The sequence below is a fragment of the Streptomyces sp. NRRL S-37 genome (genome assembly GCF_000721605.1).
GTDB lineage: Bacteria > Actinomycetota > Actinomycetes > Streptomycetales > Streptomycetaceae > Streptomyces.
Map to the genome: position 1 here is coordinate 58,111 of NZ_JOIZ01000018.1, position 26,939 is coordinate 85,049.

The following is a 26,939-nucleotide window of genomic DNA, read 5'->3' on the forward strand; positions in this document are numbered from 1 at the left end:
GTTCCGCCGTCACCATGACCGAGCCCACGCCCGGCCCCCGCCCCCGCGCCGCACTGGCCATGTCCCCGGACGTCGCCTCGGCCGTCCTCGACGACGAGTCGCTCACGGCCCTCGCCGCGCTGTGCGACCTCGCACCGCTCCCGGTCCTGGACGACCTGACCACACCCCGCGCCCGCACCGTGCTCGAAGGCGTCGAGCTGCTGGTCACCGGCTGGGGCTGCCCGCCCCTGGACGCCGACGTGCTGCGGGCGGCGCCCCGGCTGCGGGCCGTCGTGCACACCGCGGGCAGCGTACGCGGCCATGTCACCGACGCCTGCTGGGAACGCGGCATCGAGGTGTCCTCCGCCGCCGCGGCCAACGCCGTCCCGGTCGCCGAGTACACCCTCGCCATGATCCTGCTCACCGGGAAACAGGTCCTGGAGAGCGCGCGCGACTACCGCGCCTCGCGCACCCGGCCGGACTGGCTGCGCACCTCCCGCTCGGTCGGCAACCACCGCCGTACCGTCGGCATCCTGTCCGCCTCCCTCATCGGCCGCCGGGTCATCGGCCTGCTGCGCCCGCACGACGTCGACGTGCTGCTGTACGACCCGTTCGTCGACGAGGCCGGGGCGAGGGAACTCGGCGTGGAACGCGTCGGCCTGACCGAACTGTTCCGGCGCAGCGACACCGTGAGCGTGCACACCCCGCTGCTGCCCGAGACCCGCGGACTGGTCAGCGGCGAACTGATCGGCTCCATGCGCCCCGGCGCCGTACTGATCAACACCGCGCGCGGCGCGATCGTCGACCAGGACGCGCTCGCCGACGCCGCGCTGGCCGGCCGCGTCCGCGCCGTGCTCGACGTGACCGACCCCGAAGTCCTGCCGCCCGAGCACCCGTTGTGGGAGTGCGACAACGTCCTCCTCACCCCCCACCTCGCCGGCTCCCAGGGCAACGAGTGGCGCCGGCTGGCCGATCTCGCCCTCTCCGAGATTGCGCGCTGGACCTCCGGCGAGGGCTTCCTCCACCCCGTACGACGCGAAAGGCTGGCCTTCCTGGCATGAGCACCCCCTTCGAACTGCCCGCCGACGACCACGATCTCAGCCCCCGTACCGGCTACACCCGCGCCCACTGGGAGGCCGTGGCCGACGGGCTCCTCGCGGCGGCCTGGCGCTGGAGCACCCCCGGCTGCGCGCTGCTGGACCTGCCGGGACGCCCCTCCCGCTCGGGAGTGCGTTCCGACGGACTCGAGGGCTACGCCAGGACGTTCCTCGCCGCCGCCTTCCGTGTCGCGGGCGCGGACGGGGACGATCCGCACGGACTGCTGGAGCGGTACGCGAGCGGACTCGCCGCCGGCACCCGCACCCCCGGCCGTGACGACACCGAGTCCTGGCCGCTGATCCTCGACCACGACGTGCAGGGCCAGCCCATGGTCGAGTCGGCGTCCGTCGCGCTCGGCCTGCGGCTGACCGCGCCCTGGCTGTGGAAGCGGCTCGACCCCGGTGTGCAGGACCGCGCGGAGGAATGGCTGCGGGGCGCGCTGCGGCACACCCCGGCACCCAACAACTGGTACCTCTTCCCGTACACGGTCGCCGGGTTCCTGGAGTCCGTCGGACGCGGCGACGCCGAGACGGCGGCGGCCCGGCGGCGGGCGCTGGACCTGCTGGAGGGCTGGTACCGGGGCGACGGCTGGTACGCCGACGGGGACGGACGCGCCTTCGACCACTACAACGGCTGGGCCCTGCACCTGTACCCGGTCCTCGACGCCCATCTCGCGGGCGACGAGGAGGCGTCGGCCCTCCACGGCGCACGGCTGCGCGCCCATCTGGAGGGCTACGCCCTGATGTCCGGCGCGGACGGGGCGCCGCTGCACTTCGGCCGGTCGCTGACGTACCGCTTCGCCGCCTCGGCGGCCGTCGCGCTGGGCGCCGTCACCGGCCACACCCCGCTGGCCCCGGGCGCCTCCCGGCGCATCGCCAGCGGCAGCCTGCGCCACTTCCTGGACCGGGGCGCGCTGACCGCCGACGGCCTGCTGAGCCTGGGCTGGTACGGCCCGCACGAGGCCAGTCTGCAGGGCTACTCCGGCCCGGCGTCACCGTACTGGGCGTCGAAGGCCTTCGTCGCCCTGCTCGCCCCCGCCGGCCACGCGTTCTGGACGGCCCGCGAGGAGCCGGCACCGGTGGAGGAGTCCGACCGCGTGCTGGCGCTGCCGGCGCCGGGACTGCTCGTCCAGGCGACCCGCGCCGACGGGATCGTACGGCTGCACAACCACGGCAGCGACCACGTGCGCCCGCACGAGGGCGAGACGGCGGACGGGGACGACCCGCACTACGGACGCCAGGCCTACTCCACCCGCACCGGCCCCACCGCACCCGGCAACGTCGCCGACAACCACCTGTCGGTGGAGACCGGCGGCCGGCCCAGTGTGCGCCGCCGTATCCACCCCCTGGGCGCGGGACACGGCGACGGCTGGGGCTGGGCGGCCTCGTGGCACCGCCCCGTGTTCACCGGAGGTCCGCCGATGGTCCCGGGCCTGCGGGTGGAGAGCGTGACGGTGGCGCGCGGCCGCCACGAGCTGCGCGTGCACCGCGTCGTGGGGGCGCCGGAGGGAGCCCGTGTCACCCACACCGGCTGGGCCACCGGCCCCGAGGAGCCGCTGACCTCCGCCCTGTACGGCCTGTACGGCTGGGACGACCCGTCCCCCGCCCCGGTCCGCGCACCCCAGGGCACGGCCTGGACCCGCTGGGCCCACGTCCCGCGCCTCACCGGCAAGTGCGCGGGCACCTCCGTGCACATCGCCCTGGCCTCCCTCACGGCGGACCCGGACGCCGCGCCCCTGTCGGAGGCCGTCGAGGAGGTCCGGGTGGACGGCGGGACGGCCGAGGTCGTCTGGGCCGGCGGCACGGCCCGTACCCGGATCGCCTTCGAGCCGGTGGAGGTGCGCCACACGGAGCGGTGAACGGCCGAGGCGACGTCAGGACCGCGCGTCGTCCCCGGCCTTCGGGGCCTGCCCGGTGCTGTCGGGCGTGGTGTAGAAGACCGACGAACCCTGCTTGGTGCGCTGGGCCTGGTTGCGGGCGACCAGGCCCTCCAGGGTGCTGCGCACGACCGTGGTCTTGACGGCGCGCTCGGGGTGGGCCTGTCCGAGCGCGCCGGCGATCTCCGCCGCCGAGCGGGGCTCGCGCTGCTCCTCCAGGTGCCGGCGGACGAGCTCGACCAGCTTGGGCCCGTCCGCCTTCGCGGCGGGCGGCTTGCGCGTGGACTTCCCGGACGCGGTGGACTTCCCCGACGCGGTGGACTTCCCGGACGTGGCGGACTTCCCCGACGCGGCGGGCTTACCCGACGCGGCGCGCGCGGCGGCCGTCCTCCTCGCCCGCTTCGGCTTCTCCGCGCCCGGCCCGGTGACCGGTGTGGCCTGCGACGCGGTACCGGACGTGGCGCCCCCCTTGCCGCGCGGCGCCGGCACGGTCGCACCGTCCGGCACCGCGGCGGCCTCCGGCGCGCCCACGCCCTCCGGCACGTCCGCCGGCCGCGACGTGCCCACGGTCTCGGCGGGCGTCTGGACGAGCCCCAGTGCCTGCCGCATGTTCACCAGCACGGTGTGGTCGTGCTGAAGCACGGCCAACTGCTCCTGCAGCGCGGCGATCTCCGCGGTGACCCGCTCCTGCTCCTTGACGTTGCGCTCCAGATCACCCGCGACCTGAGCGGAGTACTGCGAGGTGAGGTCGGTGGCCGCGGTCGAGTTCTCGGACATGGCGGTGCCCCTTTCTGCCCGTTGGTTCCCTCGGTGGCCAGCCATGGTACGGCCGAGCACGGTTGACCGTTTCTTCTGCGCGGTCCCCGGTTGACGTTCCCACGCGGCACGAGGGACGGCCCGGACTTGAGGAACGTGGTGCGCACGCCATTGACAAGAGAGATGCGAGCCGGAAACTTCAATCCGGAAGCCGCAAGAAATCAACTCCTCAACGCAAAAGCCGTACTTGTCCATGGCGATCCATGGCAGGAGCACCGACTGCCTGGCCGGCCACCCGCCCGAGCACCCGCCGCGGAACGAGGACTTCATGAGACGTAAGCGTTTCGGCCTGCGGACGATCACCGGCCTGCTCCTGGCCGGCCTGGTCGCCGTCGGCCTCCCGCCCGGTACGGCCGCCGCCGCGTCGACGGCGGTCCGTGGCCCCAACATGGCGCTCGGCAAGAGCGCCACGGCCGGCGGCTCCCACGCCGGCTACCCCGCCGCCCACGTGACCGACGGCAGCCAACTGAGCTACTGGGAGGGCCCGGCGGGGGCCTTCCCGCAGTGGATCCGCGTCGACCTGGGCGGCACCGTCGAGGCCGGGCAGGTCGTCCTCAAGCTGCCCACCGGCTGGGAGGTCCGTACCCAGACCCTCTCCGTCGAGGGCAGCACCGACGGCTCCTCCTTCACCGCGCTGTCCGGTTCCGCCGCCCACCGCTTCGACCCCGACGGCGGCAACACGGTCACCGTGGACTTCCCCGCCCGCGACGTGCGCCACGTCCGCGTCCGGGTGAGCGCCAACACCGGCTGGAACGCGGCCCAGTTGTCGGAGATCGAGGTCTACGGCGACGACGACGGCGGCGATCCGGAGGAACCACCGGCCGACGGCACCGATCTGGCGCTCGGCAAGCCGATCGAAGCCTCCTCCACGATTCACTCGTTCGTGGCGCCCCACGCCAACGACGGTCAGGTGGGCACCTACTGGGAGTCCGACGGCCACCCCGCCACCCTCACGGTCGAACTGGGCGCCGACGCGGACCTCACCGGTGTCGTCGTCAAACTCAACCCCGACGCCGCCTGGGCGAAACGCACCCAGAGCATCGAAGTCCTGGGCAGGCGACAGGCGTCGGACGGCTTCACCTCGCTGAAGGCCCGCGCCGACTACACCTTCGACCCCGGCACCGGCGGCAACACCGTCACCATCCCGGTCACCGGCCGCTACGCCGACGTACGGCTGGACTTCACCCACAACTCCGCCGGATACGGCGCCCAGGTCGCCGAGTTGCAGGTCATGGGCACCGCCGCACCCCACCCGGACCTGGTCGTCTCCGACCTCACCTGGACACCGGCGTCCCCCACCGAGACGGACGCCGTCACCGTGCGCGCGACCGTACGCAACGCCGGGTCGGCCGCGTCCGCCGCCGCCACCCTCGACGTCAGCCTGGAAGGCACCGTCGCGGGCAGCGCCCCCGTCGGCGCGCTCGCCGCGGGCGCCTCCACGACCGTCTCCGTGGACGTGGGCCGGCGCGCCCGGGGCAGTTACACCGTGTCCGCCGTGGTCGACCCCACGGACACCGTCCCCGAGCAGGACGACACCAACAACAGCCGTACCGCGACCGGCGAACTGACCGTCGCGCAGAGCCCGGGCCCCGATCTGGAGGTGACCGGCATCGGAACCGACCCGGCGAGCCCCGCCACGGGCGCGCCGGTCTCCTTCACCGTCTCCGTGCACAACCGGGGCACCGCCGCGGCCCTTGCCGGCTCCGTGACCCGTCTCGCCGTCGGCGACAGGGCCCTCGATGGCACCGCCGGCACCCTCGCCGCCGGCGCCACCGCCGAGGTCCGCGTCAGCGGCACCTGGACCGCCACCGGCGGCGCGAGCATCCTCACCGCCACCGCGGACGCCATGGACACCGTCGACGAGACCGACGAGAACAACAACATCCTCACCCGCCCGATCGTGGTCGGCCGCGGCGCCGCCGTGCCGTACACCGAGTACGAGGCCGAGGACGGCACCTACCGGGGCACCCTCCTCACCGCCGACGCCAAGCGGACCTTCGGCCACACCAACTTCGCCACCGAGTCCTCCGGACGCGAGTCGGTCCGCCTCGACTCCACCGGCCAGTACGTCCAGTTCACCTCCAGCGGCCCGACCAACTCGGTCGTCGTACGCAACTCGGTCCCCGACGCCCCCGCGGGCGGCGGCACCGAAGCCACCCTCAGCCTCTACGCCGACGGCGAGTTCGTGCGGAAGATCGGCCTCAGCTCCAAGCACAGCTGGCTGTACGGCACCACCGACGACCCCGAGGGACTCACCAACACCCCCGGCGGCGACGCCCGCCGCCTGTTCGACGAGTCCCACGCGCTGCTCGACGCGACCTACCCGGCGGGCACCGTCTTCCGGCTCCAGCGCGACGCCGGCGACACCGCCGCCTTCTACGTCGTCGACCTGGTCGACCTGGAGCAGGTGGCCCCGCCCGCCGAGAAGCCCGCCGGATGCGTCCCCATCACCGAGTACGGCGCCGTGCCCAACGACGGCATCGACGACACCGACGCCCTCCAGCGCGCCGTGACCGCCGACCAGAACGGACAGATCGGCTGTGTCTGGATCCCGCCGGGCCAGTGGCGCCAGGAACAGAAGATCCTCACCGACGACCCGCTCAACCGCGGCCAGTACAACCAGGTCGGCATCCGCGACGTCACCATCAGGGGCGCCGGCATGTGGCACTCCCAGCTCCACACGCTGACACCCCCGCACCAGGCGGGCGGCATCAACCACCCCCACGAGGGCAACTTCGGCTTCGACATCGACGACAACACCACGATCTCGGACATCGCGATCTTCGGCTCGGGCACCATCCGCGGCGGCGACGGCGGAGCCGAGGGCGGGGTCGGCCTCAACGGCCGGTTCGGCAAGAACACGAAGATCAGTAATGTGTGGATCGAACACGCCAACGTCGGTGTCTGGGTGGGCCGCGACCACAGCAACATCCCCGAGCTGTGGGGTCCGGCCGACGGACTGCGATTCAGCGGCATGCGGATCCGCAACACCTACGCGGACGGCATCAACCTCGCCAACGGAACACGTAATTCCGAGGTGGAGAACTCGTCGTTCCGCAACACCGGCGACGACGCGCTCGCGGTGTGGGCCAGCAAGTACGTCAAGGACCCGTCGGTCGACATCGGCCATGACAACCACTTCCGCAACAACACCGTCCAACTGCCCTGGCGCGCCAACGGCATCGCGGTCTACGGCGGCTACGGCAACACCGTCGAGAGCAACCTCGTGTACGACACGATGAACTACCCCGGCATCATGCTGGCGACCGACCACGACCCGCTGCCCTTCTCCGGACGGACCCTCATCGCCGACAACGGCCTGTACCGCGCCGGCGGCGCCTTCTGGAACGAGGACCAGGAGTTCGGGGCGATCACCCTGTTCGCCCAGGGGCCGGACATCCCCGGCGTGGTCATCCGCGACACCGACATCCACGACTCCACCTACGACGGCATCCAGTTCAAGACGGGCGGGGGAGCGGTGCCGGACGCCCGGATCACCGACGTCACCATCGACAGGTCCAACAACGGGTCCGGCATCCTCGCCATGAGCGGCGCCCGCGGCAGCGCCACCCTGACGGACGTCACCATCACCGGTTCGGCCGAAGGGGACGTGCTGATCGAACCCGGTTCGCAGTTCGTGATCAACCGGTAGCGCCGGCCCCGCGCGCCACTCCGTCCGGCGGGCCCGTACTCCACTCGGAGTGCGGGCCCGTCACCCGGACGGCCCCCCTCCCGCGCTCCTCCCGGGCAGCGCAGATGGGGGACTTCGGCGGACTCGCGCGGGGAGCTGACGCGATTCCGGGAAGTCGAAGTCAGGCTGAGGACATGGCTTCATCGATCGACTGCCCGCCCGGTCCGCGTCACCGTGCTCCGTACCGTGCCCTCGTCCGTGTGCGCGGCCGGGCGGTGCCGGCGGCCGTCGCCCTCGCCGTGCTGGCGGTTCTGAGCGGATGCGGGGCGGACACCGGGACCACGGCGCGGGGCACCCCGGCGGCCACCGCACCGGAGGGCGGCGCACCGGGCACGGCCCGCACCGCGCCCGGCACCGCCGACGCCACGCCGGGCTCCGCCGGCCCCGCCCAGGGCCGGCCCGGCGCCGCGGCGCGGACACGGCCGCCCGCCCGGATCCCCGGCCTCGGCCCCCGGACCCGGGCGTGGATCCCCGCGACCGCCCGCCAGGTGGTCGTCGTCACCGGCCGCGGCAAGGACGCCAACCGTTCGGAGGTCGTGCTGTACCAGCACACCGGCTCCGGATGGGAGGGCGGCCCGGCATGGCCCGCGCACAACGCCCTCAAGGGCTGGACCGACGTCCACTGGGCGGGCGACCTCCGCTCACCCATCGGCGTGTTCACCCTCACCGACGCCGGAGGGCTGCTGCCCGATCCCGGCACCGAGCTGCCGTACGACCGGTCGGAGGGGTTCGCGGTCGACGGCACCGGCTTCGAGGGCGAGCCGCTGGAAGGCTCTTTCGACTACGTCATCGCCATCGACTACAACCGCGAGCCGGGCACGTCCCCGCTGGACCCGGCCCGTCCGCTCGGTGCCGACCGGGGCGGCGGCATCTGGCTGCACGTCGACCACCAGGGGCCCACCCAGGGCTGCGTCAGCCTCTCGGAGCGCCACATGGAGGAACTCCTGCGCACCCTCGACCCGGACCGGCACCCGGTGATCGTCATGGGCGACGCCGCCTCGCTGAGCCGGTGAGCGGCCCGCCCGGCCGCGCGGGTCAGGGCGCGATGCCGACCCCTTCGACGCGGCTCCACGCCTTCTCCCGCGCGGCTGTCATGGCCGGCCACGCCGTACCGCCCGGGCGCGGTTCGACACGCGAGGCGTACGACGACGGCCGGTACTCCGGCTCGTAGAAGCACCCGGTGTCATACGTACGGTCGAACGCGGCGCAGGACGCGGCGACCGACCGCGGTGTCGGCCGGTCACCGGTGCGTACCCAGCGGTCCAGGGCGGCGATGGAGTTGGCGTACTCGGACGTGCTCAGCGCGCTGTGCTCGTGCTCGTCGGTGAACGTCTGCACCAGGTGCCGGTCCCGGTGGGCGCCGGCGAGCGTGTCACGGTAGGCCGCCTCGTGCTCGACGAACGCGGTGGGGTCGTCGACGGCGTGCAGGGTGAGCACCGGGATTTTCACCTTGCCGGTGAGGTCGCTGTCGTAGGACAGGTCGCGCTCGGCCGTCGGATCGGCGGTGAACCGTTCCACGCCCGCGTTGAGCGCCGCGTCGTCGTGCGAACCGGAGTACCGCACGCCCTCGTTGGTGAACGGGTTGCGGTCACCCAGCCGCTTGTGCACGATGTCCCGGAACGTGAAGACCGAGAACCGCAGATGCGACTCCAGGGTGCGCTCGGGGATCTTCGTGACGGCGAGGATGTCGTCCAGGTTGCGCTGCTGGAGCGCGGTGCGTTCCTCGGGCGGGGACGCGTATCCGGTGCACTCCTGCAGCCGGGCGCGCAGCCCGGCCGTCGTCAGCGTCGACGTGGGGCGCAGGCCCTGCCACAGCGGGTACTGCGGCTCGCTCGGCCGCGGCAGGTTCTGGCAGTAGTACTGGTAGACGACGCGCAGGTCGACCCGGTAGTCGTAGCCCCGTGAGCCGCCGCCGAGGACGCCGTTGGTGAGCAGCGCGCCGTCGTAGGGGCCGTTCGCGCCGCCGTACATCTCGATGGTCTTGGCGGCCACGTTGCCGCCCCAGGACTGGCCGTGGAGGTACGTCCGCCGCGGCCGGCCGAACTCCTCGGTGAACAGGCGGCGGAGGTTCTCGGTGTCGGTCGCGGCCATCCGTGTGCCGTAACCGCCCCGGCGGTACGACGAACCGGCCCAGGCGTAGCCCTGGTCCACCATGACCTGCCAGCGCTCCAGGTCCTCGACACCGCGCTCGGGGTCGGACCCGTCGCCCAGATCGGGGCCGCCGTGGGCGTGGACGACGAGTTTCCTGTTCCAGTGCTCGGGGACCGCGATCGCGTAGTACGCGCCGTTCGTGTCCCGGCCGGTGTAGCAGGTGGCCTTCTCCGCCAGGCCGGCGGGGCAGGTGACGGGGGCCGGGCCGGTGCTCTCGGCCTGGGCGGCCGGTGCCTGGACGAGTGCGCCGAGGGCGGCGACGGCGAGGACCGGGCCCACCGCCCGTCGGCGGCCTCGGCGGGAACGGGGCGGTCGGGGAACGCGGGTGACATGACGTGATCTGTTGCGCATGGGCCAGGATGCTAGGAACCCCGGTCCGGGAGGGCCATGGAGCCGGTGTTTACGTTCATAGTGTTCGCCCCCGCCGCCCCTTCCCGTCCCGAACCTGGGGCTCCGTCCCAGACCCCGCTCCTCAAACGCCGGAGAGGCTGAGATGTAGCCTCTCCGGCGTTTGAGGAGCGGGGGTCCGGGGGCAGCGCCCCCGGGGACGGGAAGGGGAAGGGGCGGCGGGGGCGAGGAAAAGTCAGCCCTCGTCCCGCGGTCGGCCGTCCTCGTCCCGCGGGGGCCGGGTCGCCGCTTCCCCCGCCGTCAGATGCTCCAGCACCTCGACCAGCTCCTGACAGGCCCGCTCCACGGAGCGCCGCGTGTTGTGCTGCTCGGTGATCACCGCCGACAGCAACAGCGCGGTCAGCGCCAACGCCCCGTTGAACGCCTGAAGGTTGACCAGAACCTCCACCTCGGTCAGCTGTTCGAACGGTCCGATGTGATCGGTCGCCGCGATGGTGGCCATGACGGACGCGAACAGGGCGCACATCATGCTGCCCGCGAGCTGGAACCGCAGGGCCGCCCAGACCAGCAGCGGGTAGATGCTGAACAGCAGACTGGCCGGGCTGCGCGTCGCCAGCGGGACGAGGACGCCCGCGATCACCGCCAGCCCCACCGCCTCCTTCCACCTCGACCAGCGCACCGGCGCACGCACCCGGTACAGCGTGAGCAGTACCGGGGTGACGAGCAGGACGCCCATCGCGTCACCCACCCACCACGCCAGCCACACCACCCAGAGGTTCCGCAGCGGGAGGTCGCCCGTGGCCACGAGAAGAGCGGCGCCGGCGGTCGCGCTGATCAGCATCGCCGGGAAGGCGCCGAGGAACACCAGACAAAGACAGTCCCGTAATCGGGTGAGATCGCTGCGGAAGCCCACCCTGCGGAGCAGGAGGTATCCGCACACCGGCGCGGCGGTGCTGCCGACGAGGACGCCCAGCGAGGACAGTCGCAGCGAGGTGAGGTGCATGAGGATCAGCAGGGCGCCGAGCGCGATGCCCACCCAGCAGCGCAGCCCGAAGATCAGCAGACAGGCGACGGCCACTCCCGTCGGCGACCAGATGGGTGAGACCACCGCACCGCCGATGTGGAGCTCGCGCAGCAGCCCCAGCCGTCCCCCCGCGTAGTAGCAGGCGGCGACGACCAGCGTCTCGAGCACGAAGACAGCCGGTGTGCGAAGGTCCTGGCGAGCCACCACACACGCCATCAGACACCGAGGCCGCCGCGTCGGCGAGGCGAGACGCACGGGCCTGCGCCCCTATGGCGCAGTGGCCGGTCCGTCGTGCCCGAGCACCATGACGGCCGCGTCGTCGTCGTGCCCCACCCGCTGCGCCTGCTTGATCACGGCGGCGGCGAGCGCGTCCGTGTCCATGCGCGCGACCGCGGCGATGCCCGCCAGCCGCACCACCTGGTCCAGCCCTTCGTCGAGATGCATGGAGGGTCCCTCCACCACCCCGTCGGTGAGCATCACGAACACCCCGCCCGTGTCCAGCCGGTACCGGGTGACGGGATAGGCCGCCTTGGACAGGATCCCCAGCGGGGGGCCTCCCTCGTCCTCGGTCACACCGGACCGGCCGTCCGCGGTGGCCCACACGCACGGCAGATGCCCGGCCCGTGCGCTCTCCAGCAGCCGGGTGACCGGATCGAGCCGCATGAAGGTGCAGGTGGCGAAGAGGTCCGAGCTGAGGGACAGCAGCAGTTCGTTGGTCCGGGCGAGGAGCTCGCCCGGTTCGCTGTCGACGGAGGCGAGCGCCCGGAGCCCGACCCGGACCTGCCCCATGAAGGCGGCCGCCTCGATGTTGTGCCCCTGGACGTCGCCGATCGACAGACCGATCCGGCCGTCGGGCATGGTGAAGGCGTCGTACCAGTCACCGCCGACATTGAGACCCTGGTACGCCGGTGAGTACCGCACGGCCAGCCGCACACCGTCGGCGACCGGCAGCCCCCTCGGCAGCATGCCGCGCTGCAGGGCGATGGCCAGTTCCACCCGGGAGCGCTGCACCTCCGCCAGCGCACGCGCCTGTGCCGTCAGCGTCCCGAGCCTGACCAGAAGCTCGTCGCCGTCGTCCGTGGAGCCGGTGCGGGACATGGATCACTCACTCGGGCGAGGGCACCCGTACGCGCGGTGGCCGCCCTCGATGGACAAAACTCTCATTCATATATGTAAAGGATGATAGTCAGAAGCGGTTCGGCCGGGCCAGTCCATGTCTAGGCTGTGCCCATGGAGCAGCGGGAGATCATGCAGCGGGGTGTGGGGATCCTGACCGAGGCCCTCGAGATGCGGCGACGGCTCCGCGCGGACCCGGACGCCGACGTGTCGGGGAGCGGAGCCGTCGCCCAGCTCCTGGAGGAGATGCTGCCGCGGATCCAGCTGCCGGCCGACGCGAGCGCGCGCGAGGTGGCGGAGATCGTCACCGAGAAGCTGGGCCCCGCCATCGTGCAGATCACCTCCGCGCTCACCTTCGCCTTCGTCCAGCTCGCCGAGATCCACGACGAGGGCCGCACCGACGTCTCCTCCGCCGACGTCCTGCGCTCCATCTCCCTGCACTACGAGACGGGCGGCAAGGGGTAGTCCCGGGGCGAAGGGGGCGGGAGCCACGGGGTGACGCCGCGGTCCGCGGATTCTCGCGAGGGTCCGGAGCGGACGGGTGACGCGCGGGCACTTGACGCCGTACGCGCCAGTAGCGATTCTCCCCCCATGGCTTTGCACCGGCCATGACAACTCCGCGACGGAGGGACGTGCGTCATGACCACGTACCGCACCCGACGACACCTCGGGGTCGTATCGCTGCTCCTCCTCGTGCTGGCCGCGGCCCTCGTGCCCACGTCCAGTTCCGCCGCCGCCGGCGACTGGTGGGATCCGGTCGCCCGGCCCGCGCCCGACTCCGGGATCGGCGTCACCGGGGAGCCGTTCAAGGGCACGAACGCCGCGGGTGAGGTACGCGGGTTCGTCGACGCGCACAACCACGTCATGGCCAACGAGGCGTTCGGCGGCCGGCTCATCTGCGGCAGGCCCTTCTCCGCGAAGGGGATCGCCGACGCGCTCAAGGACTGCCCCGAGCACTACCCCGACGGCTCGCTGGCGGTCTTCGACTTCATCACGGGCGGCGGCGACGGCAAGCACGACCCGGTCGGCTGGCCCACCTTCGAGGACTGGCCCGCGCACGACTCCCTGACCCACCAGCAGAACTACTACGCCTGGATCGAACGCGCCTGGCGCGGCGGACAGCGCGTCATGGTCAACGACCTCGTCACCAACGGCGTGATCTGCTCCGTGTACTTCTTCAAGGACCGCGGCTGCGACGAGATGACCTCCATCCGTCTCCAGGCGAAGCTGACGTACGACATGCAGGCCTACGTCGACGGGATGTACGGCGGGCCGGGCAAGGGCTGGTTCCGGATCGTCACCGACAGCGCGCAGGCCCGCGACGTCATCGCGCAGGGCAAGCTCGCGGTCGTCCTCGGCGTCGAGACCTCCGAACCCTTCGGGTGCAAGCAGGTCCTGGACATCGCGCAGTGCGACCGGGCCGACATCGACGCCGGACTGGACGAGCTGTACGCGCTCGGTGTGCGCAGCATGTTCCTGTGCCACAAGTTCGACAACGCGCTGTGCGGCGTGCGCTTCGACGAGGGCGCGCTCGGCACCGCGATCAACGTCGGGCAGTTCCTGTCCACCGGCACCTTCTGGCGGACCGAGACGTGCGCCGGCCCCCAGCACGACAACCCCATCGGTCTGGCGTCCGCGCCCCGGGCCGAGGAGAAGCTCCCCGCGGGCGTCGAGGTCCCGTCGTACGACGAGGACGCGCGGTGCAACGTCCGCGGGCTCACCGAACTCGGCGAGTACGCCGTGCGCGGCATGATGGAACGCAACATGATGCTCGAGATCGACCACATGAGCGTCAAGGCGACCGGGCGGGTGCTCGACATCTTCGAGGCCGCGTCCTACCCTGGCGTGATCTCGTCGCACAGCTGGATGGACCTGGACTGGACCGAGCGGGTCTACGGCCTCGGCGGGTTCGTCGCCCAGTACATGCACGGCTCGGAGGGATTCGTCGACGAGGCGGACCGCACCGAGGCGCTGCGCGACGAGTACGGCGTGGGCTACGGCTACGGCACGGACATGAACGGCGTCGGCGGCTGGCCGGCCCCGCGCGGCGCGGACGCCCCGAACCCCGTCACCTACCCCTTCCGCAGCGTCGACGGCGGCTCCGTCCTCGACCGCCAGACCACCGGCGAACGCACCTGGGACCTGAACACCGACGGAGCCGCGCACTACGGCCTCGTCCCCGACTGGATCGAGGACATCCGGCGCGTCGGCGGGCAGCACGTGGTGGACGACCTCTTCAGGGGCGCCGAGTCCTACCTCGGCACCTGGGGCGCCTCCGAACGGCACCGGGCCGGGGTGAACCTCGCCGACGGCGCGACGGCCACGGCCAGTTCGGCGGAGTGGAACCCGTTCACCAGCTACGCGCCCGGCCGGGCCGTGGACGGCGACCGGGGCACCCGCTGGGCCAGCGACTGGAGCGACGACCAGTGGCTCCGCGTCGACCTCGGCACCACCCACCAGGTCGGGCGCGTCACCCTGGACTGGGAACGCGCGTACGGCACGTCGTACCGCGTCGACCTCTCCACCGACGGCACGAACTGGCGCACCGTCTGGTCCACCACCTCCGGCGACGGCGGCCTGGATACGGCCGTGTTCACCCCCGCGCCGGCCCGCCACCTGCGTGTGCGGTTCCTGGACCGGGGGACCGAGTGGGGGTACTCGATCCGCGAGGTCGGTGTCCACGGCCGCTGACGCGAAGCTCAACCACCCTGTGACAGAGCCCCGTCGACGATCTCGCGCACCGCGTCGAGCGCCGTGGCCCGGTCGGCGGGGACCAGCCCGATGCGGGTACGGCGGTCGAGCACGTCCTCCTCGTCGAGCGCCCCCTCGTGGCGCAGGGACCAGAGCAGTTCGGCGCCGGTGACCGGATACCCGGGCAGCACCGGCTCGCCCAGCCGGGCGTCCCGCGCGCCGAGCGCGTGCACGGCCGGTGCCTCGGTGCCGTAGCGCCGGACGAGACGGCGGGGCGCGGGCAGCCGGGCGAGGACGTGCGGCGGCGCGGCGCCCACCAGGGGCAGGGACGCGGTGGGAGACGGGCCGGCCCGCAGTCCCCGGACGCGGACGGCGGTGTCGACGGCGTCCTCGGCCATCCGCCGGTACGTGGTGAGCTTGCCGCCGACGACGGTGACGACGCCCTCGGACGAGGTGAGCACCGCGTGGCGCCGTGAGAGGTCGGCGGTCCTCGGCGCCGTACCGGAGTGTGCCGCCGTGTCCAGCAGCGGGCGCAGTCCGGCGAAGGCGCCGGCCACGTCGGCACGGCGGACCGGCGCGTGCAGGACGGAGCACAGGACGTCGAGGAGGAAGCCGATGTCCGTCTCGGGCGCCCCGGGGACGTCGGGGATGTCGCCGTCCACGGGTTCGTCGGTGAGACCGACGTAGACCCGGCCGTCGTCCTGGGGCAGCACGAGGACGAAGCGGTCGCTCTCCCCGGGGACCGGGATGTGCAGCCCCGCGGTCAGGGGGCCGAGGCTCTCGGGGCGCAGGACGAGGTGGGTGCCCCGGGAGGGCCGTATCCGGACGCCGTCGACGAGTCCGCCCGCCCAGACACCGGACGCGTTGATCACCGCGCGGGCGCGGATCCCGCCCTCCTCGCCGGTGAGTTCGTCACGGACGCGGGCGCCCGTCGAGGTCAGCTCCAGGGCCCGGACCCGGGTCAGGATCCGCGCCCCGCGCCCCGCGGCCGTACGGGCGAGGGCGGTCACCAGACGGGCGTCGTCGGTGAGCCGGCCGTCCCAGGACAGCAGGCCGCCGCGCAGACCGTCGCGCCGCAGCGCGGGCGCGAGGTGAAGGGTCTCCACCGCGGAGAGCCGGCGCGGCGGGGGCAGGGTGGCCCGTGCCGTGCGGGCGGCCAGGCGCAGTGTGTCGCCGGCCCTGAACCCGGCCCGTGCCAGGGCGGCCTGACCGCGCGAGACCAGCGGCGTGAGGGGCAGCACGAACGGCTGGGCCGCTACGAGGTGGGGCGCGGTGCGCTCCATCAGCACCCCGCGTTCGACCGCGCTCTCGCGGGCGACGCCGAGCCGTCCGGAGGCGAGGTAGCGCAGCCCGCCGTGGATGAGCTTGCTGCTGAACCGGGACGTGCCGAAGGCCAGGTCGTGGGCGTCGACGGCGACCACGTCCAGCCCGCGCGCCGCGGCGTCCAGCGCCGCCCCGGCGCCCGTGGCGCCGAGGCCGACGACCAGCACGTCGACGACGGGGCCGCCGACGGAGCCGGCCAGTTCACGCGCGCGCCGGCCGGCGGACAGGGAGGAGGCGGAGGCGGGGCCCCCGGCGGAGTTCATGGCGTGAGGGTCCTCTCCAGGATGTCGCGCAGCTCGCCGAGGAACGCCTCGGGGGCGAGCTCGGGGTCGTCCTCGTCGGTCATGGTCCGCAGGGACAGGGTGAAGGACTGCACGATCAGCAGCACCGACCGCGCCTGCCGTCCGGGGTGGGCGGCGCGCACCGAGCCGTCGGCGTGCCCCTCGCGCAGGTAGCCGGCCAGCAGTTCCAGCAGGGCCTCCTGACTCGCCCCGCGACGGTCCAGCACATAGGGCAGGAGCAGCTCGGGGTCCACGTCGAGGATTTTCCGGAAGAGCGGATGGGCACCGAAGGCGCGGACCGCCGCCACCAGCCCCTCGGTGATCACCTCACGCGTGGGCACACCGGGCTCGCGCTCCGGGATCGCCCCGGTGGCCACCGCGATCCACTCCCGGGTCATCAGGTCGCCGACCAGCGACCGCACATCGGGCCACCGCCGGTACAGCGTCATCCGGGAGACCCCGGCGCGGCGGGCCACGTCGGTGAGCGTGGTGCGGCGGACCCCGACGGCCAGGACGCAGTCCCGCACCGCGTCGAGCACCGCGTCGTTGTCCGGACCGCCGGAACCGTTGTGACGAATAGGCGTCATGTGTCACAGTGTAACGCCATGGCGGCCATCGGGCGACCTCGACGGCCCCGCTCATTCCGACCAACCGGTGAGGACGACAGTCATGGACATGCTGTGGAGCGGCTGGGGGGACCCGGCCGAGGCGAGGCCGCTGCCCGACACGGTGACCGGGCTGTTGCGCGATCTGCTCGGTGTGAAGCCGAGCGAGACCGGACCCGTGGCCATCGAGGACCTGGCCGTCCCCGAGAGCCCACTGGCACCGGCCGCACGCCGCGCCCTGATCGCGGCCCTGGGCGGCGAGGCCCACGTCCGCACCGACGCCGACACGCGCATCCGGCACACCCGCGGCAAGTCCACCCCCGACCTGCTGCGCATCCGCGAGGGCGACCTCGCCGCCGTCCCGGCCGCCGTACTCCTGCCCGGCGGCCACGACGAGGTCCTCGCCGTCCTGCGGGTGTGCGCCGAACACGGCCTGCCGCTGGTGCCGTTCGGCGGCGGCACCTCCGTCGTCGGCGGCCTCGCCCCCGAACCGCGCGGCGCCTTCGTCGCCCTGGACCTGCGGCGCATGGACGGCCTGCTCGCCCTCGACCCGGTCTCCCGCACCGCCACCCTGGGGCCCGGCCTCCGTGCCCCGCGGGCCGAGGAACTGCTCGCCGGACACGGCTTCACCCTCGGCCACTTCCCCCAGTCCTACGAGTGGGCCACCATCGGCGGCTTCGCCGCCACCCGCTCCAGCGGCCAGGCGTCCGCCGGCTACGGCCGCTTCGACGAGATGGTGCTCTCCCTCACCCTCGCCACCCCCGAGGGCACCCTCGACACCGGCCGCGCCCCGCGCTCGGCCGCGGGACCCGACCTGCGCCAGCTCGTCCTCGGCTCGGAGGGCGCGTTCGGCGTCATCACCTCCGTGACCGTACGCGTCCGGCCCGTCCCGCGGGCCCGCGTCCACGAGGGCTGGCACTTCCCCACGTTCGAGCAGGGGACCACCGCCCTGCGCCGGCTCGCCCAGGACGGACCGCGGCCCACCGTGCTGCGCCTGTCCGACGAGACCGAGACGCTGATCGGTCTGGCGGACCCGGACGCGATCGGCTCCGGCGCACCACGGGCCACCGGCTGCGCGGCGATCGCGGGGTACGAAGGCACGGAGGAGGACACGGAGTACCGCAGGGAGCGCGCCGGGGCCGTCCTGCGCGCGTGCGGCGGCAGCCCCCTGGGCGAGGAGCCGGGCCGGCGCTGGGCGCACGGCCGCTACTCGGCACCGTACCTGCGCGACGCGCTCCTGGACGCCGGGGCCTTCGCGGAGACACTGGAGACGGCGGCCTTCTGGTCCCGTCTCCCCGGGCTGTACGCCTCCGTCCGCGAGGCGCTCACCGCCACCCTCACCGGGGCCGGCACCCCACCGCTGGTCATGTGCCACATCTCCCACGTCTACGAGAACGGCGCCTCGCTCTACTTCACCGTGGTCTGCGCCCGGAGCGAGGACCCCGTGGCGCACTGGACCCGCGCCAAGCACGCCGCGGGCGAGGCGATCCTCGCCGCCGGCGGCACGATCAGCCACCACCACGGGGTGGGCACCGACCACCGGGACTGGTACGTCCGCGAGGCGGGCCCGCTCGGCATCGACGCCCTGCGTGCCGTGAAGCGGCGACTGGACCCGGCGGGGCTGCTCAACCCCGGCGTCCTGCTGCCCGCCGACCGACCCGCACCCCTGACCGCCGACTGACCCGCACCCCTGACCGCCCTTCCCCGTCCCGTCGGCCCGCCCGGAGGCACCCCGATGCGCCAGTTCACCGCCGTCGTCAACCCCACCGCGGGCGCGGCCACCGCGGCGGCGGCCCTGCTCGCCCTGGCCCGGCACCTCCGCGAGGAGGGCGCCGACCTGCGGACCGAGTACAGCCGCAGCCTCGCCCACGCCCGCGCACTGGCCCGCGAGGCCGGGCGGGAGGGGCGGATCGTCCTCGCCGTCGGCGGGGACGGCATCGCGGGCGGGATCGGCGGTGCGCTCAGCGGGACCGGCGCGACCCTCGGCCTGGTCCCGGCCGGCCGGGGCAACGACTTCGCCCGCGCGCTGGGAGTGCCCCGGGACCCGGCGGCCCTGGCCCGCGTCCTGCTCCGCGCCGAGCCGCGGCGGGTCGACACGGTCGAGGTCACCTCGGCCGTCCACGACCGCACCGTCGTCCTCGGCAGCGTCTACGCCGGGGTGGACGCGCTCGCCAACCGCCACGCCAACCGGTCCCGGCTGCTCAAGGGCTCCGCGTCCTACTACGCGGGTGGCCTGCGGGCCGTCACCGCCTGGCGGCCCGCCCGCTACCGGGTCACCGTCGACGGCGAGGAGCACCCGCACACCGGCTACACGGTGGTGGCCGCCAACTCCGGCTACTACGGCTCGGGCCGCGTCATCGCGCCGGACGCCCGCGTGGACGACGGTCTGCTGGACGTCGTGATGATCGAGGAGGCGCCCCGGAGGCTGTTCTTCGCCCTGATGAACGAGCTCAGGACCGGCACCCACGTGCGCCGGCCCCAGGTGCGGATCCTGCGGGGCAGTGAGATCCGCATCGAGGCCGACCGCGACGTTCCCTACGGCACCGACGGGGAGGTCGACGCGGTCCTCCCCGTCACGGTCGGGGTGCTGCCCGGAGCCCTGCGCGTCCTCTACTGACCGCCACCGGCCGCCGTCGGACCGGTGCGGTGGTACCGCTGGGCCAGCCGCGCGAGCGCCACCGCGCCCAGCAGCAGCCCGAAGTCGCGCAGCGCGACGTCGTAGTAACCGGACAGCGTCAGCAGGTTGACGATGATCCCCGCGAGCCAGCCGGCGACCAGCCAGCCCCCGAAGCGCGGCGCGATGCCCACGACGACGCCGGCCACGATCTCGATCACTCCCACCGCGTACATCGCCGCCTGCGCGCTGCCCGGGACGATGTCGTCGATCCACGGCGCGAGGTAGGCGGGCCAGTCGACGAGGAGGTTCGCGAACTTGTCCAGTCCGAACAGGACCGGCGCCACGGTGAAGCCGGTGCGCAGGATGACGAACGCCTGGTAGCCGGGGTCGGTGAGGGCGGCCCGCCGAGGCGTGACCGACGTGCCGCTCGTGGTTGTGGAGGCCATGGCCTGCACCCTTCTTCTAAAGACAAGTCTCATTAACGATAGAAGCGCCGATCCTCTCTTTAGTCAATGGCTGTTGCTTTTACACTGGTGTTCGTGGATGACACGGAAGAAGTACGCGACAGGGACATCGCGGCGATCTCGGCCATCGCCGCTCTCGATGAGCCCACCCGTCGGCGGCTCTACGACTACGTGGTGGGCCGGCGCCACCCGGTCGGCCGGGACGAGGCGGCCGAGGCGCTCGGACTGGCCCGGCAGACCGCGGCCTTCCACCTGGACCGGCTGGCCGCGGAGCACCTGCTCGACGTGCTCCACGTCCGGCGCAGCGGACGCAGCGGTCCGGGCGCGGGCCGCCCGGCCAAGCTCTACCGCCGCTCGGCCGCGCAGATCGCCGTCAGCCTCCCGGACCGGCGCTACGAACTCGCCGGCCGGCTGCTCGCCCAGGCCGTGGAGGAATCCGCCGCCGGCGGGGAACCCGTGCGCGACGTACTGCACCGCAGGGCGCGGGAACTGGGTGTACGGCTGGGGACGGACGGCGACGGGAGGGAGGTCCTCCGTGTACTGGAACGATACGGCTTCGAGCCGCGTCACGACGGCGGGTCCGTCGTCCTGGGCAACTGTCCCTTCCACGCGCTGGCCCGCGCGCACACGCAGACGGTGTGCGGCATGAACCTGCACCTGATGCGCGGAGTCCTCGAAGGGCTCGGTGAAACGGGGTTCGAGGCCCGTCTGGCGCCGGAACCGGGCCGGTGCTGCGTCCGCCTGGAGCCCGCCGCCTGACCCGGCCGCCAGGAGGAGCCCCATGACCCCGCGCGAGTTGTCGACCTTCGGCCACGGCACCGCGGACCGGGAAGCACTGACCGCACTGCTGCGCGACGCGGGGATCTCCGCCGTCGTGGACGTGCGGATCGGCCCCGGCAGCCGTCGCGACCCCGACCTGGCACGGACCCGGCTGGCCGCATGGCTCCCCGAGGCCGGCATCGCCTACCGCTGGGAACGGGACCTGGGCGGCTTCCGCAAGCTCCCGCCCGACTCGCCCGACACCGTCTGGCGCAACGCCTCCTTCCGCGGCTACGCCGCCCACACCCGCACCCCCGAGTTCGTCACCGCGATGGACACCCTGCTGGATCAGGCCGCCCGCGAGCCGACCGCGGTGATGTGCGGCGAATCCGTGTGGTGGCGGTGCCACCGGCGGATCGTCGCCGACTTCGCCCTTCTCGCCCGCCAGGTGCCGGTGCGTCACCTGATGCACGACGGACGCCACACGTGGCACAGCCCCACGCCGGGCGCACGCCTGCGCGCCGACGGGCTGCTCGTCTACGACGACACGCCGCCGCGTCGGCGTAGACGGCTCACGCAACCCGGGAGCCACCCGCAGTTACCGGACACGCCCCAAGACTGGACCGGTTCGTTCTCTGGAATTATTCGTGTCTGGGCCTATAGGTTCGGCGCATGACCGCATCCCGGCCGTCGACCGCAGCCGAGGAGCTCCGCGGTGCGGGGCTCCGTGCGACGGCGGCCCGCGTCGCCCTCCTCGAAACCGTCCGCCAGGGCGGCCACCTCGGAGTCGAGGCGATCGCCTCCGAAGTGCGCCGGCGCACGGGGCACGTCTCCCTGCAGGCGGTGTACGAGGCGCTGAACGCGCTCACCGGGGCGGGGCTCGTGCGCCGTGTCGAGCCGGCCGGCAGCCCGGCCCGCTACGAGGGCCGGGTCGGGGACAATCACCACCACGTGGTGTGCCGTTCCTGCGGTGCCGTCGCCGACGTCGACTGCGCGGTCGGTGACGCGCCCTGTCTGACCGCGTCCGGCGGTCACGGTTTCGTGATCGACGAGGCCGAGGTCGTCTTCTGGGGCCTGTGCCCCGACTGTTCCACCTCCCGCAGTACCTGAACTGCGCGAAGCTCTTCGCCCGGAAGGACTCCCATGACCGAGAACCATGACGCGATCGTCACCGACCCCAAGACGGAGGAGGCGGGTGGCTGCCCGGTCGCGCACGGGCGCGCCCCGCACCCCACCCAGGGCGGCGGAAACCGCCAGTGGTGGCCCGAACGCCTCAACCTGAAGATACTCGCCAAGAACCCGGCCGTGGCGAACCCGCTCGGCGAGGACTTCGACTACGCCGAGGCGTTCCAGGCCCTCGACCTCCCGGCGGTGAAGCGGGACATCGCCGAGGTGCTGACCACCTCCCAGGACTGGTGGCCCGCCGACTTCGGCCACTACGGCCCTCTCATCGTCCGCATGGCCTGGCACAGCGCCGGCACCTACCGCATCAGCGACGGCCGCGGCGGCGCCGGGGCCGGCCAGCAGCGCTTCGCCCCGCTCAACAGCTGGCCCGACAACGCCAACCTCGACAAGGCCCGCCGCCTGCTGTGGCCCGTCAAGAAGAAGTACGGCAAGAGCCTGTCCTGGGCCGACCTGCTGATCCTCTCCGGCAACGTCGCCCTGGAGTCGATGGGCTTCACCCCCTTCGGCTTCGCCGGCGGCCGCGAGGACGTCTGGGAGCCCGAGGAGGACGTCTACTGGGGCCCCGAGTCCACCTGGCTCGGCGACGAGCGCTACACCGGCGACCGCGAGCTGGAGAACCCGCTCGGCGCCGTCCAGATGGGCCTCATCTACGTCAACCCGGAGGGTCCCAACGGCAACCCGGACCCGATCGCCTCGGCCCGCGACATCCGCGAGACGTTCCGCCGCATGGCGATGAACGACGAGGAGACCGTCGCCCTGATCGCGGGCGGCCACACCTTCGGCAAGACCCACGGCGCGGGCCCCGCCGACCACGTCGGCGCCGACCCCGAGGCCGCCGGCCTCGAGGAGCAGGGCCTGGGCTGGAAGAGCACCTTCGGCACCGGCAAGGGCGGCGACACGATCACCAGCGGTCTCGAGGTGACGTGGACCAACACGCCGACGACCTGGGACAACAGCTTCTTCGAGATCCTCTTCGGCTACGAGTGGGAGCTGTTCAGGAGCCCCGCGGGCGCCCACCAGTGGCGGCCGAAGGACGGCGCGGGGGCCGGCACCGTGCCCGACGCCCACGACCCGTCGAAGAGCCACCAGCCGACGATGCTGACCACGGACCTCGCGCTCCGCTTCGACCCGGTCTACGGCCCGATCTCGCGCCGCTTCCTGGAGAACCCGGACGAGTTCGCGGACGCCTTCGCCCGCGCCTGGTACAAGCTCACCCACCGCGACATGGGCCCCAAGTCGCTGTACCTCGGCCCGGAGGTGCCCGCCGAGACCCTGCTGTGGCAGGACCCGCTGCCGGAGCGCACCCACGACCTGATCGACGCCGCGGACGTCGCCGCCCTCAAGGAGCGGGTCCTCGCCTCGGGTCTGCCGGTGTCCGAGCTGGTGTCGACGGCGTGGGCGTCGGCCTCGTCCTTCCGCGGCAGCGACAAGCGAGGCGGCGCCAACGGCGCGCGCGTCCGCCTGGAGCCGCAGCGCGGCTGGGAGGCCAACGACCCCGACCGGCTGGCGACGGTGCTGCGCACCCTGGAGGGCGTCCAGGAGTCCTTCAACGCCGAGCAGACCGGCGGCAAGCAGGTCTCGCTCGCCGACCTGATCGTGCTGGCCGGCGCCGCGGGCGTCGAGAAGGCCGCCAAGGACGGCGGCGTCGACATCGAGGTCCCGTTCACGCCGGGCCGCGTGGACGCCGCGCAGGAGCAGACGGACACGGAGTCCTTCGCCGCGCTCGAGCCGACCGCCGACGGCTTCCGCAACTACCTCGGCAAGGGCAACCGCCTGCCCGCCGAGTTCCTGCTGCTCGACAAGGCCAACCTGCTGACGCTGAGCGCCCCCGAGATGACCGTCCTGGTCGGCGGCCTGCGGGTGCTGGGCGCCAACCACCGGCAGACGTCGCACGGCGTGTTCACCACGGCCCCCGGCACCCTGACCAACGACTTCTTCGTCAACCTGCTCGACCTGGGCACCACGTGGAAGTCGACGTCCGAGGACCAGACCGTGTTCGAGGGCCGCGACGCGGCCACCGGCGAGGTCAAGTGGACCGGCACCCGTGCCGACCTGGTGTTCGGATCGAACTCCGAGCTGCGCGCGCTCGCGGAGGTCTACGCGAGCGACGACGCCAAGGAGAAGTTCGTGCGGGACTTCGTCAAGGCGTGGGACAAGGTCATGAACCTCGACCGGTTCGACCTCGTCTGATCCCCCCGCCCCGCTGATCCGGGCCGGCCCTTTGGGGCCGGCCCGGACGTGTGCCGCCCCCGAGATGCGCGCGGTCCGCCGTGCCACCAGGGTGGAAGCGAGCCGACCGCCACCGAAGGAGGCGCTGGACATGGGCAAGGGCACCGGCCGGGGCAAGGATCTCCACAAGGGCGACGAGGTCGCCTGGAGCAGCCACGGCAGCGAGGCGACGGGCAAGGTCGAGAAGAAGATCACCGAGCGTACCGAGGCGGCCGGACGCACGGTCGCCGCCTCCGAGGAGGAACCGCAGTACGAGGTGCGCAGCGGGAAGTCGGGCAAGCCGGCGGTCCACAAGCCCTCCGCGCTCAGGAAGAAGAAGTGAGCGCCGTGGAGGAGGACCGCGAGGACGAGACCTGGGACGAGTTCCGCGAGCTGGTCAACATGAAGCCGGCCGACCTCGAGAAGTGGCTCGGCACGGAGGAGTCCCGCGGCGCGGGTCAGCACGCGGACGGCGGCGAGTCGACCGGCCACGCGTCCGGCCGCCGCATCGTCGGCATCCTCCGCACCGCGAGGAAGGACCTCTCCGACGACGACTACGCCCACATGCGCAAGGTCGTCGGCTACATCCGCCGCCACCTCGCCCAGCGCCCGTCCGGCGACGTACGCGACACACGCTGGCGCCACTCGCTGATGAACTGGGGCCACGACCCGCTCGACGACGCGCCCTGACACCACCGCCCACGGACCTCCCGGGGAAACCCCGAGGGCCGGCCCACCCGTACGGGATCCGTCCGGGTGGGCCGGCCGGGGGGCACGACCACCGTGTGCCGTCGCCGTGCCGTCCCCACCGCACGCGCCACGACACCCGCCGCCGCGGGTGTGACATCGGGGAAACGGGCCATCAAAGAGAGGAGCAGAGCCACTCGACGCGAGGAGTGTCCACGTATGGGAACCGTCGTCCACGTCCCGCAGACCCGGGACATGATCGGAGAGGAACTCTCCGGCGACGAGGCGTTCGCCGCGCTGCGGCACTACGGAGGCCTGCGGCTGCTGACCGACTCCTTTGCCCGCTTCCGCTACGCGGACGGCTTCTCCCACGCGCGGGCGCTCGCCTTCCAGGTCGTCCTCGGCCTGGTGCCGTTCACCGTGGCGCTGGTCGGCCTGGCGACCTCCGTGCACACCGAGGGCGTGGGCCGGGTCGTCGAGCTCACCCTCGGCCGGATCGTGCCCGGCGCCAGTGCCGACATCGTCGAGGACGCCTTCGAGGGGACCCGGCGCAGCGCCCACGACGACGTCGGGAGCGCGCTGGCGCTCTGGCTCGGCCTGGGCTTCGCCCTGCTGAACCTCGCCTCCGCCATGGGCCAGATCGAGCGGGGCGCCAACCGCATCTACGGGATCGAACGCGACCGCCCCTTCCCCCGCAAGTACGGCAGGGCCGTCCTCCTCGCGCTCACCGCGGGCCTGCCGCTGGTCCTCGGGTTCGTCGTGCTCGTCACCGGTGACGCGGTGGGCGACGCGGTGGCCGAGGTGGCCGGGGGATCCGGCGGCTCGGGGTGGTGGACCGTGCTGGAGCTGCCGGTGGGACTGGCGCTGGCGTGGGTCGCCTCGGCGGTGATCTTCCGCTGGTCACCCCGGCGTACCCAGCCCGGCTACACCTGGCTGGCCTTCGGCTCGGCCGTGCACCTGCTGCTGTGGGTCGCGGCGACGTGGCTGCTCGCCCTGTACGTCGAGGGCAGCGGGGCGTTCGGCGCCCTGTACGGGCCGCTCACCGCGTTCATCGCACTGCTGCTGTGGGCCAACCTCACCGCCGTCGCCCTCTTCCTCGGCATCGCGTTCGCAGCCCAGCTCGAAGCGGCGCGCGCCGGCATCGACGCGGCGGTCCGCCCGGACCCGGGACCGGGCGCCTGACCGGCCGGGACGAACACGCCGACGGGGAACTTGGGCGTGGCGTCCGCGCGTTGTCGGTGTGAGGTTGCACAATGATCGGAAAAGGAGATCAACTCCGGCGCCGCGCTGGGTAGACGGTCTCGTATCCCGGCTCCGGAAAGGTCTTGCTGATGCTCGCCACCGTCGACCGTCCCCACGCCCTCGTCGCCCTGCCGGCCGCGCGCCGCCGACCGGACCAGCGTCGCGGCGGACCGATAACGACCGAGTTCCCGGCCGTCCCTTCCCGTCCGCGCCCCCCGGCCGGCACCCCCCGCACCGACGTGCTGCGCATCATCTCCGACCCCCGCACTCCCACGTACGTCACCGAGTACGCCAACGGCCGCCGCAGGTACAGCTACTGGCGCCCGCTCGACTCGGCCACCGGCACCGGGGGCTGCTACGCCGCCCTGCCCACCGCCGAATGCGACGCGCTGCACGCGGCCGGGCGGATCACCCTCGGCGAGCCCGTCGTGGACCCCAACCGCACGACGTACCGCGTCCGCACCGCCACCCGCGCCCAGTCGGCCGCCCGCGCCCAGTCCGCCACGCGCGCCGAACCGGCCCCCCGGACCCGGCCCGAGCCGGCCCGCCCGGTACGGGAACGCGCCCGCGTGGCCTGACCGGGGTGCGGGGCGGCTGCGCCGTGGTCCGGTCAGGCCACGGGCGAGCGCCCGTGGCCGAATGCGTGTCCTGCTGCCGACCGAGGCGACGGTACGGTCGTAGGCCGGGAGAAGATCTCACGCACCGCACTCCGCGCCGACGTGGTGTTTCGAGGTGAGGCCTTCGGTATCAGCACAGATCACGGGCGCCTCCGGCTTCC

Annotated in this window: 23 protein-coding genes; 16 read left to right on the plus strand and 7 right to left on the minus strand. The window is 73.1% G+C overall.

What is annotated here, in order from left to right; translation table 11 throughout:
* The first annotated feature begins 14 nt into the window (after positions 1-14).
* Positions 15-1,040, plus strand: coding sequence for a hydroxyacid dehydrogenase (locus tag IH50_RS0125460; RefSeq protein WP_030866752.1), 1,026 nt, complete (start codon positions 15-17; stop codon positions 1,038-1,040).
* Positions 1,037-2,935 carry a DUF2264 domain-containing protein gene (locus IH50_RS0125465; RefSeq protein ID WP_030866754.1) on the plus strand — a complete coding sequence of 633 codons (1,899 nt, stop codon included), beginning with the start codon at positions 1,037-1,039 and terminating at the stop codon, positions 2,933-2,935. Before IH50_RS0125460 ends, IH50_RS0125465 begins: the two co-directional genes overlap by 4 nt.
* Before the next feature lie 15 nt (positions 2,936-2,950).
* Here the strand turns inward: IH50_RS0125465 and IH50_RS0125470 are convergent, their stop codons facing one another.
* The gene (locus IH50_RS0125470; RefSeq protein WP_030866756.1) at positions 2,951-3,730 is read right to left on the minus strand and encodes a hypothetical protein; all 780 of its coding nucleotides are present in this window, start codon (positions 3,728-3,730) and stop codon (positions 2,951-2,953) included.
* 307 nt (positions 3,731-4,037) lie between these two features.
* Between IH50_RS0125470 and IH50_RS0125475 the strand changes: the two genes are divergently transcribed.
* Entirely contained in the window at positions 4,038-7,421 is a 3,384-nt protein-coding gene (locus tag IH50_RS0125475; RefSeq protein WP_030866758.1) for a CARDB domain-containing protein, read from the plus strand.
* Positions 7,422-7,594: 173 nt separating this feature from the next.
* The gene (locus IH50_RS0125480; RefSeq protein ID WP_030866761.1) at positions 7,595-8,473 is read left to right on the plus strand and encodes a L,D-transpeptidase family protein; all 879 of its coding nucleotides are present in this window, start codon (positions 7,595-7,597) and stop codon (positions 8,471-8,473) included.
* 22 nt (positions 8,474-8,495) lie between these two features.
* On the opposite strand, the gene IH50_RS0125485 is transcribed toward IH50_RS0125480, so the two are convergent.
* The 3 genes from IH50_RS0125485 to IH50_RS0125495 all read right to left on the minus strand — a co-directional run bounded on the left by IH50_RS0125485 (position 8,496) and on the right by IH50_RS0125495 (position 12,081).
* Positions 8,496-9,962 carry a hypothetical protein gene (locus tag IH50_RS0125485; protein WP_051767453.1) on the minus strand — a complete coding sequence of 489 codons (1,467 nt, stop codon included), beginning with the start codon at positions 9,960-9,962 and terminating at the stop codon, positions 8,496-8,498.
* A gap of 232 nt (positions 9,963-10,194) precedes the next feature.
* On the minus strand, positions 10,195-11,199 hold the full coding sequence (locus IH50_RS0125490; RefSeq protein ID WP_037872881.1) for an MASE1 domain-containing protein: 1,005 nt from the start codon (positions 11,197-11,199) through the stop codon (positions 10,195-10,197).
* A 51-nt stretch (positions 11,200-11,250) separates the two neighbouring features.
* Positions 11,251-12,081, minus strand: a complete 831-nt coding sequence (locus IH50_RS0125495; protein WP_030866768.1) for a PP2C family protein-serine/threonine phosphatase — start codon at positions 12,079-12,081, stop codon at positions 11,251-11,253.
* A gap of 132 nt (positions 12,082-12,213) precedes the next feature.
* Between IH50_RS0125495 and IH50_RS0125500 the strand changes: the two genes are divergently transcribed.
* Complete coding sequence (locus IH50_RS0125500; RefSeq protein WP_030866771.1) at positions 12,214-12,564, plus strand: hypothetical protein; 351 nt, start codon at positions 12,214-12,216, stop codon at positions 12,562-12,564.
* 174 nt (positions 12,565-12,738) lie between these two features.
* Positions 12,739-14,790: a discoidin domain-containing protein gene (locus tag IH50_RS0125505; protein WP_030866774.1), complete on the plus strand. Its 2,052-nt coding sequence runs from the start codon at positions 12,739-12,741 to the stop codon at positions 14,788-14,790.
* 8 nt (positions 14,791-14,798) lie between these two features.
* Here IH50_RS0125505 and IH50_RS0125510 read toward each other — a convergent pair whose 3' ends face one another.
* On the minus strand, positions 14,799-16,376 hold the full coding sequence (locus IH50_RS0125510) for a glycerol-3-phosphate dehydrogenase/oxidase (protein ID WP_030866776.1): 1,578 nt from the start codon (positions 16,374-16,376) through the stop codon (positions 14,799-14,801).
* Positions 16,373-16,981 carry a TetR/AcrR family transcriptional regulator gene (locus tag IH50_RS0125515; protein ID WP_078914094.1) on the minus strand — a complete coding sequence of 203 codons (609 nt, stop codon included), beginning with the start codon at positions 16,979-16,981 and terminating at the stop codon, positions 16,373-16,375. Before IH50_RS0125515 ends, IH50_RS0125510 begins: the two co-directional genes overlap by 4 nt.
* A gap of 82 nt (positions 16,982-17,063) precedes the next feature.
* On the opposite strand from IH50_RS0125515, the gene IH50_RS0125520 reads away from it, so the two are divergent.
* Both IH50_RS0125520 and IH50_RS0125525 read left to right on the plus strand, forming a co-directional pair.
* The gene (locus IH50_RS0125520) at positions 17,064-18,680 is read left to right on the plus strand and encodes an FAD-binding oxidoreductase (RefSeq protein WP_030866782.1); all 1,617 of its coding nucleotides are present in this window, start codon (positions 17,064-17,066) and stop codon (positions 18,678-18,680) included.
* Between the two features lie 54 nt (positions 18,681-18,734).
* Positions 18,735-19,616: a YegS/Rv2252/BmrU family lipid kinase gene (locus tag IH50_RS0125525; RefSeq protein ID WP_030866785.1), complete on the plus strand. Its 882-nt coding sequence runs from the start codon at positions 18,735-18,737 to the stop codon at positions 19,614-19,616.
* Here the strand turns inward: IH50_RS0125525 and IH50_RS0125530 are convergent.
* Positions 19,610-20,062 (minus strand): hypothetical protein, encoded by a 453-nt coding sequence (locus IH50_RS0125530; protein WP_030866788.1) that lies wholly within the window; start codon positions 20,060-20,062, stop codon positions 19,610-19,612. The two genes, IH50_RS0125525 and IH50_RS0125530, sit on opposite strands and share 7 nt — an antisense overlap.
* Positions 20,063-20,149: 87 nt before the next feature.
* Between IH50_RS0125530 and IH50_RS0125535 the strand changes: the two genes are divergently transcribed.
* The 8 genes from IH50_RS0125535 (at position 20,150) to IH50_RS0125570 (ending at position 26,739) form a co-directional block, all read left to right on the plus strand.
* The gene (locus tag IH50_RS0125535; RefSeq protein ID WP_030866790.1) at positions 20,150-20,839 is read left to right on the plus strand and encodes a helix-turn-helix transcriptional regulator; all 690 of its coding nucleotides are present in this window, start codon (positions 20,150-20,152) and stop codon (positions 20,837-20,839) included.
* A 22-nt stretch (positions 20,840-20,861) separates the two neighbouring features.
* Positions 20,862-21,515: a DUF488 family protein gene (locus IH50_RS0125540; RefSeq protein WP_078914095.1), complete on the plus strand. Its 654-nt coding sequence runs from the start codon at positions 20,862-20,864 to the stop codon at positions 21,513-21,515.
* On the plus strand, positions 21,512-21,949 hold the full coding sequence (locus IH50_RS0125545) for a Fur family transcriptional regulator (RefSeq protein WP_030866795.1): 438 nt from the start codon (positions 21,512-21,514) through the stop codon (positions 21,947-21,949). Before IH50_RS0125540 ends, IH50_RS0125545 begins: the two co-directional genes overlap by 4 nt.
* 33 nt (positions 21,950-21,982) lie before the next feature.
* Positions 21,983-24,214: a catalase/peroxidase HPI gene (gene katG / locus IH50_RS0125550; protein WP_030866797.1), complete on the plus strand. Its 2,232-nt coding sequence runs from the start codon at positions 21,983-21,985 to the stop codon at positions 24,212-24,214.
* A 130-nt stretch (positions 24,215-24,344) separates the two neighbouring features.
* On the plus strand, positions 24,345-24,575 hold the full coding sequence (locus IH50_RS0125555; RefSeq protein ID WP_030866801.1) for a DUF2945 domain-containing protein: 231 nt from the start codon (positions 24,345-24,347) through the stop codon (positions 24,573-24,575).
* A complete protein-coding gene (locus IH50_RS0125560) occupies positions 24,572-24,922 on the plus strand; it encodes a DUF3140 domain-containing protein (RefSeq protein ID WP_420709114.1) in 351 nt (116 codons plus the stop codon). The genes IH50_RS0125555 and IH50_RS0125560 overlap by 4 nt, the downstream gene beginning before the upstream one ends.
* Before the next feature lie 216 nt (positions 24,923-25,138).
* Positions 25,139-26,101: a YihY/virulence factor BrkB family protein gene (locus tag IH50_RS0125565; protein WP_030866807.1), complete on the plus strand. Its 963-nt coding sequence runs from the start codon at positions 25,139-25,141 to the stop codon at positions 26,099-26,101.
* A 149-nt stretch (positions 26,102-26,250) separates the two neighbouring features.
* The gene (locus IH50_RS0125570) at positions 26,251-26,739 is read left to right on the plus strand and encodes a hypothetical protein (RefSeq protein WP_030866811.1); all 489 of its coding nucleotides are present in this window, start codon (positions 26,251-26,253) and stop codon (positions 26,737-26,739) included.
* The last annotated feature ends 200 nt before the right edge of the window (positions 26,740-26,939 follow it).

Coding starts and splice junctions, on each gene's coding strand:
- katG (WP_030866797.1), top strand. CDS start 21,983: ATGACCGAGAACCATGACGCGATCGTCACCGACCCCAAGACGGAGGAG.
- IH50_RS0125530 (WP_030866788.1), bottom strand. CDS start 20,062: ATGGCCTCCACAACCACGAGCGGCACGTCGGTCACGCCTCGGCGGGCC.
- IH50_RS0125495 (WP_030866768.1), bottom strand. CDS start 12,081: ATGTCCCGCACCGGCTCCACGGACGACGGCGACGAGCTTCTGGTCAGG.
- IH50_RS0125570 (WP_030866811.1), top strand. CDS start 26,251: ATGCTCGCCACCGTCGACCGTCCCCACGCCCTCGTCGCCCTGCCGGCC.
- IH50_RS0125485 (WP_051767453.1), bottom strand. CDS start 9,962: ATGCGCAACAGATCACGTCATGTCACCCGCGTTCCCCGACCGCCCCGT.
- IH50_RS0125470 (WP_030866756.1), bottom strand. CDS start 3,730: ATGTCCGAGAACTCGACCGCGGCCACCGACCTCACCTCGCAGTACTCC.
- IH50_RS0125555 (WP_030866801.1), top strand. CDS start 24,345: ATGGGCAAGGGCACCGGCCGGGGCAAGGATCTCCACAAGGGCGACGAG.
- IH50_RS0125520 (WP_030866782.1), top strand. CDS start 17,064: ATGGACATGCTGTGGAGCGGCTGGGGGGACCCGGCCGAGGCGAGGCCG.
- IH50_RS0125460 (WP_030866752.1), top strand. CDS start 15: ATGACCGAGCCCACGCCCGGCCCCCGCCCCCGCGCCGCACTGGCCATG.
- IH50_RS0125465 (WP_030866754.1), top strand. CDS start 1,037: ATGAGCACCCCCTTCGAACTGCCCGCCGACGACCACGATCTCAGCCCC.
- IH50_RS0125490 (WP_037872881.1), bottom strand. CDS start 11,199: ATGGCGTGTGTGGTGGCTCGCCAGGACCTTCGCACACCGGCTGTCTTC.
- IH50_RS0125505 (WP_030866774.1), top strand. CDS start 12,739: ATGACCACGTACCGCACCCGACGACACCTCGGGGTCGTATCGCTGCTC.
- IH50_RS0125545 (WP_030866795.1), top strand. CDS start 21,512: ATGACCGCATCCCGGCCGTCGACCGCAGCCGAGGAGCTCCGCGGTGCG.
- IH50_RS0125515 (WP_078914094.1), bottom strand. CDS start 16,981: ATGACGCCTATTCGTCACAACGGTTCCGGCGGTCCGGACAACGACGCG.
- IH50_RS0125565 (WP_030866807.1), top strand. CDS start 25,139: ATGGGAACCGTCGTCCACGTCCCGCAGACCCGGGACATGATCGGAGAG.
- IH50_RS0125475 (WP_030866758.1), top strand. CDS start 4,038: ATGAGACGTAAGCGTTTCGGCCTGCGGACGATCACCGGCCTGCTCCTG.
- IH50_RS0125480 (WP_030866761.1), top strand. CDS start 7,595: ATGGCTTCATCGATCGACTGCCCGCCCGGTCCGCGTCACCGTGCTCCG.
- IH50_RS0125540 (WP_078914095.1), top strand. CDS start 20,862: ATGACCCCGCGCGAGTTGTCGACCTTCGGCCACGGCACCGCGGACCGG.
- IH50_RS0125500 (WP_030866771.1), top strand. CDS start 12,214: ATGGAGCAGCGGGAGATCATGCAGCGGGGTGTGGGGATCCTGACCGAG.
- IH50_RS0125510 (WP_030866776.1), bottom strand. CDS start 16,376: ATGAACTCCGCCGGGGGCCCCGCCTCCGCCTCCTCCCTGTCCGCCGGC.
- IH50_RS0125525 (WP_030866785.1), top strand. CDS start 18,735: ATGCGCCAGTTCACCGCCGTCGTCAACCCCACCGCGGGCGCGGCCACC.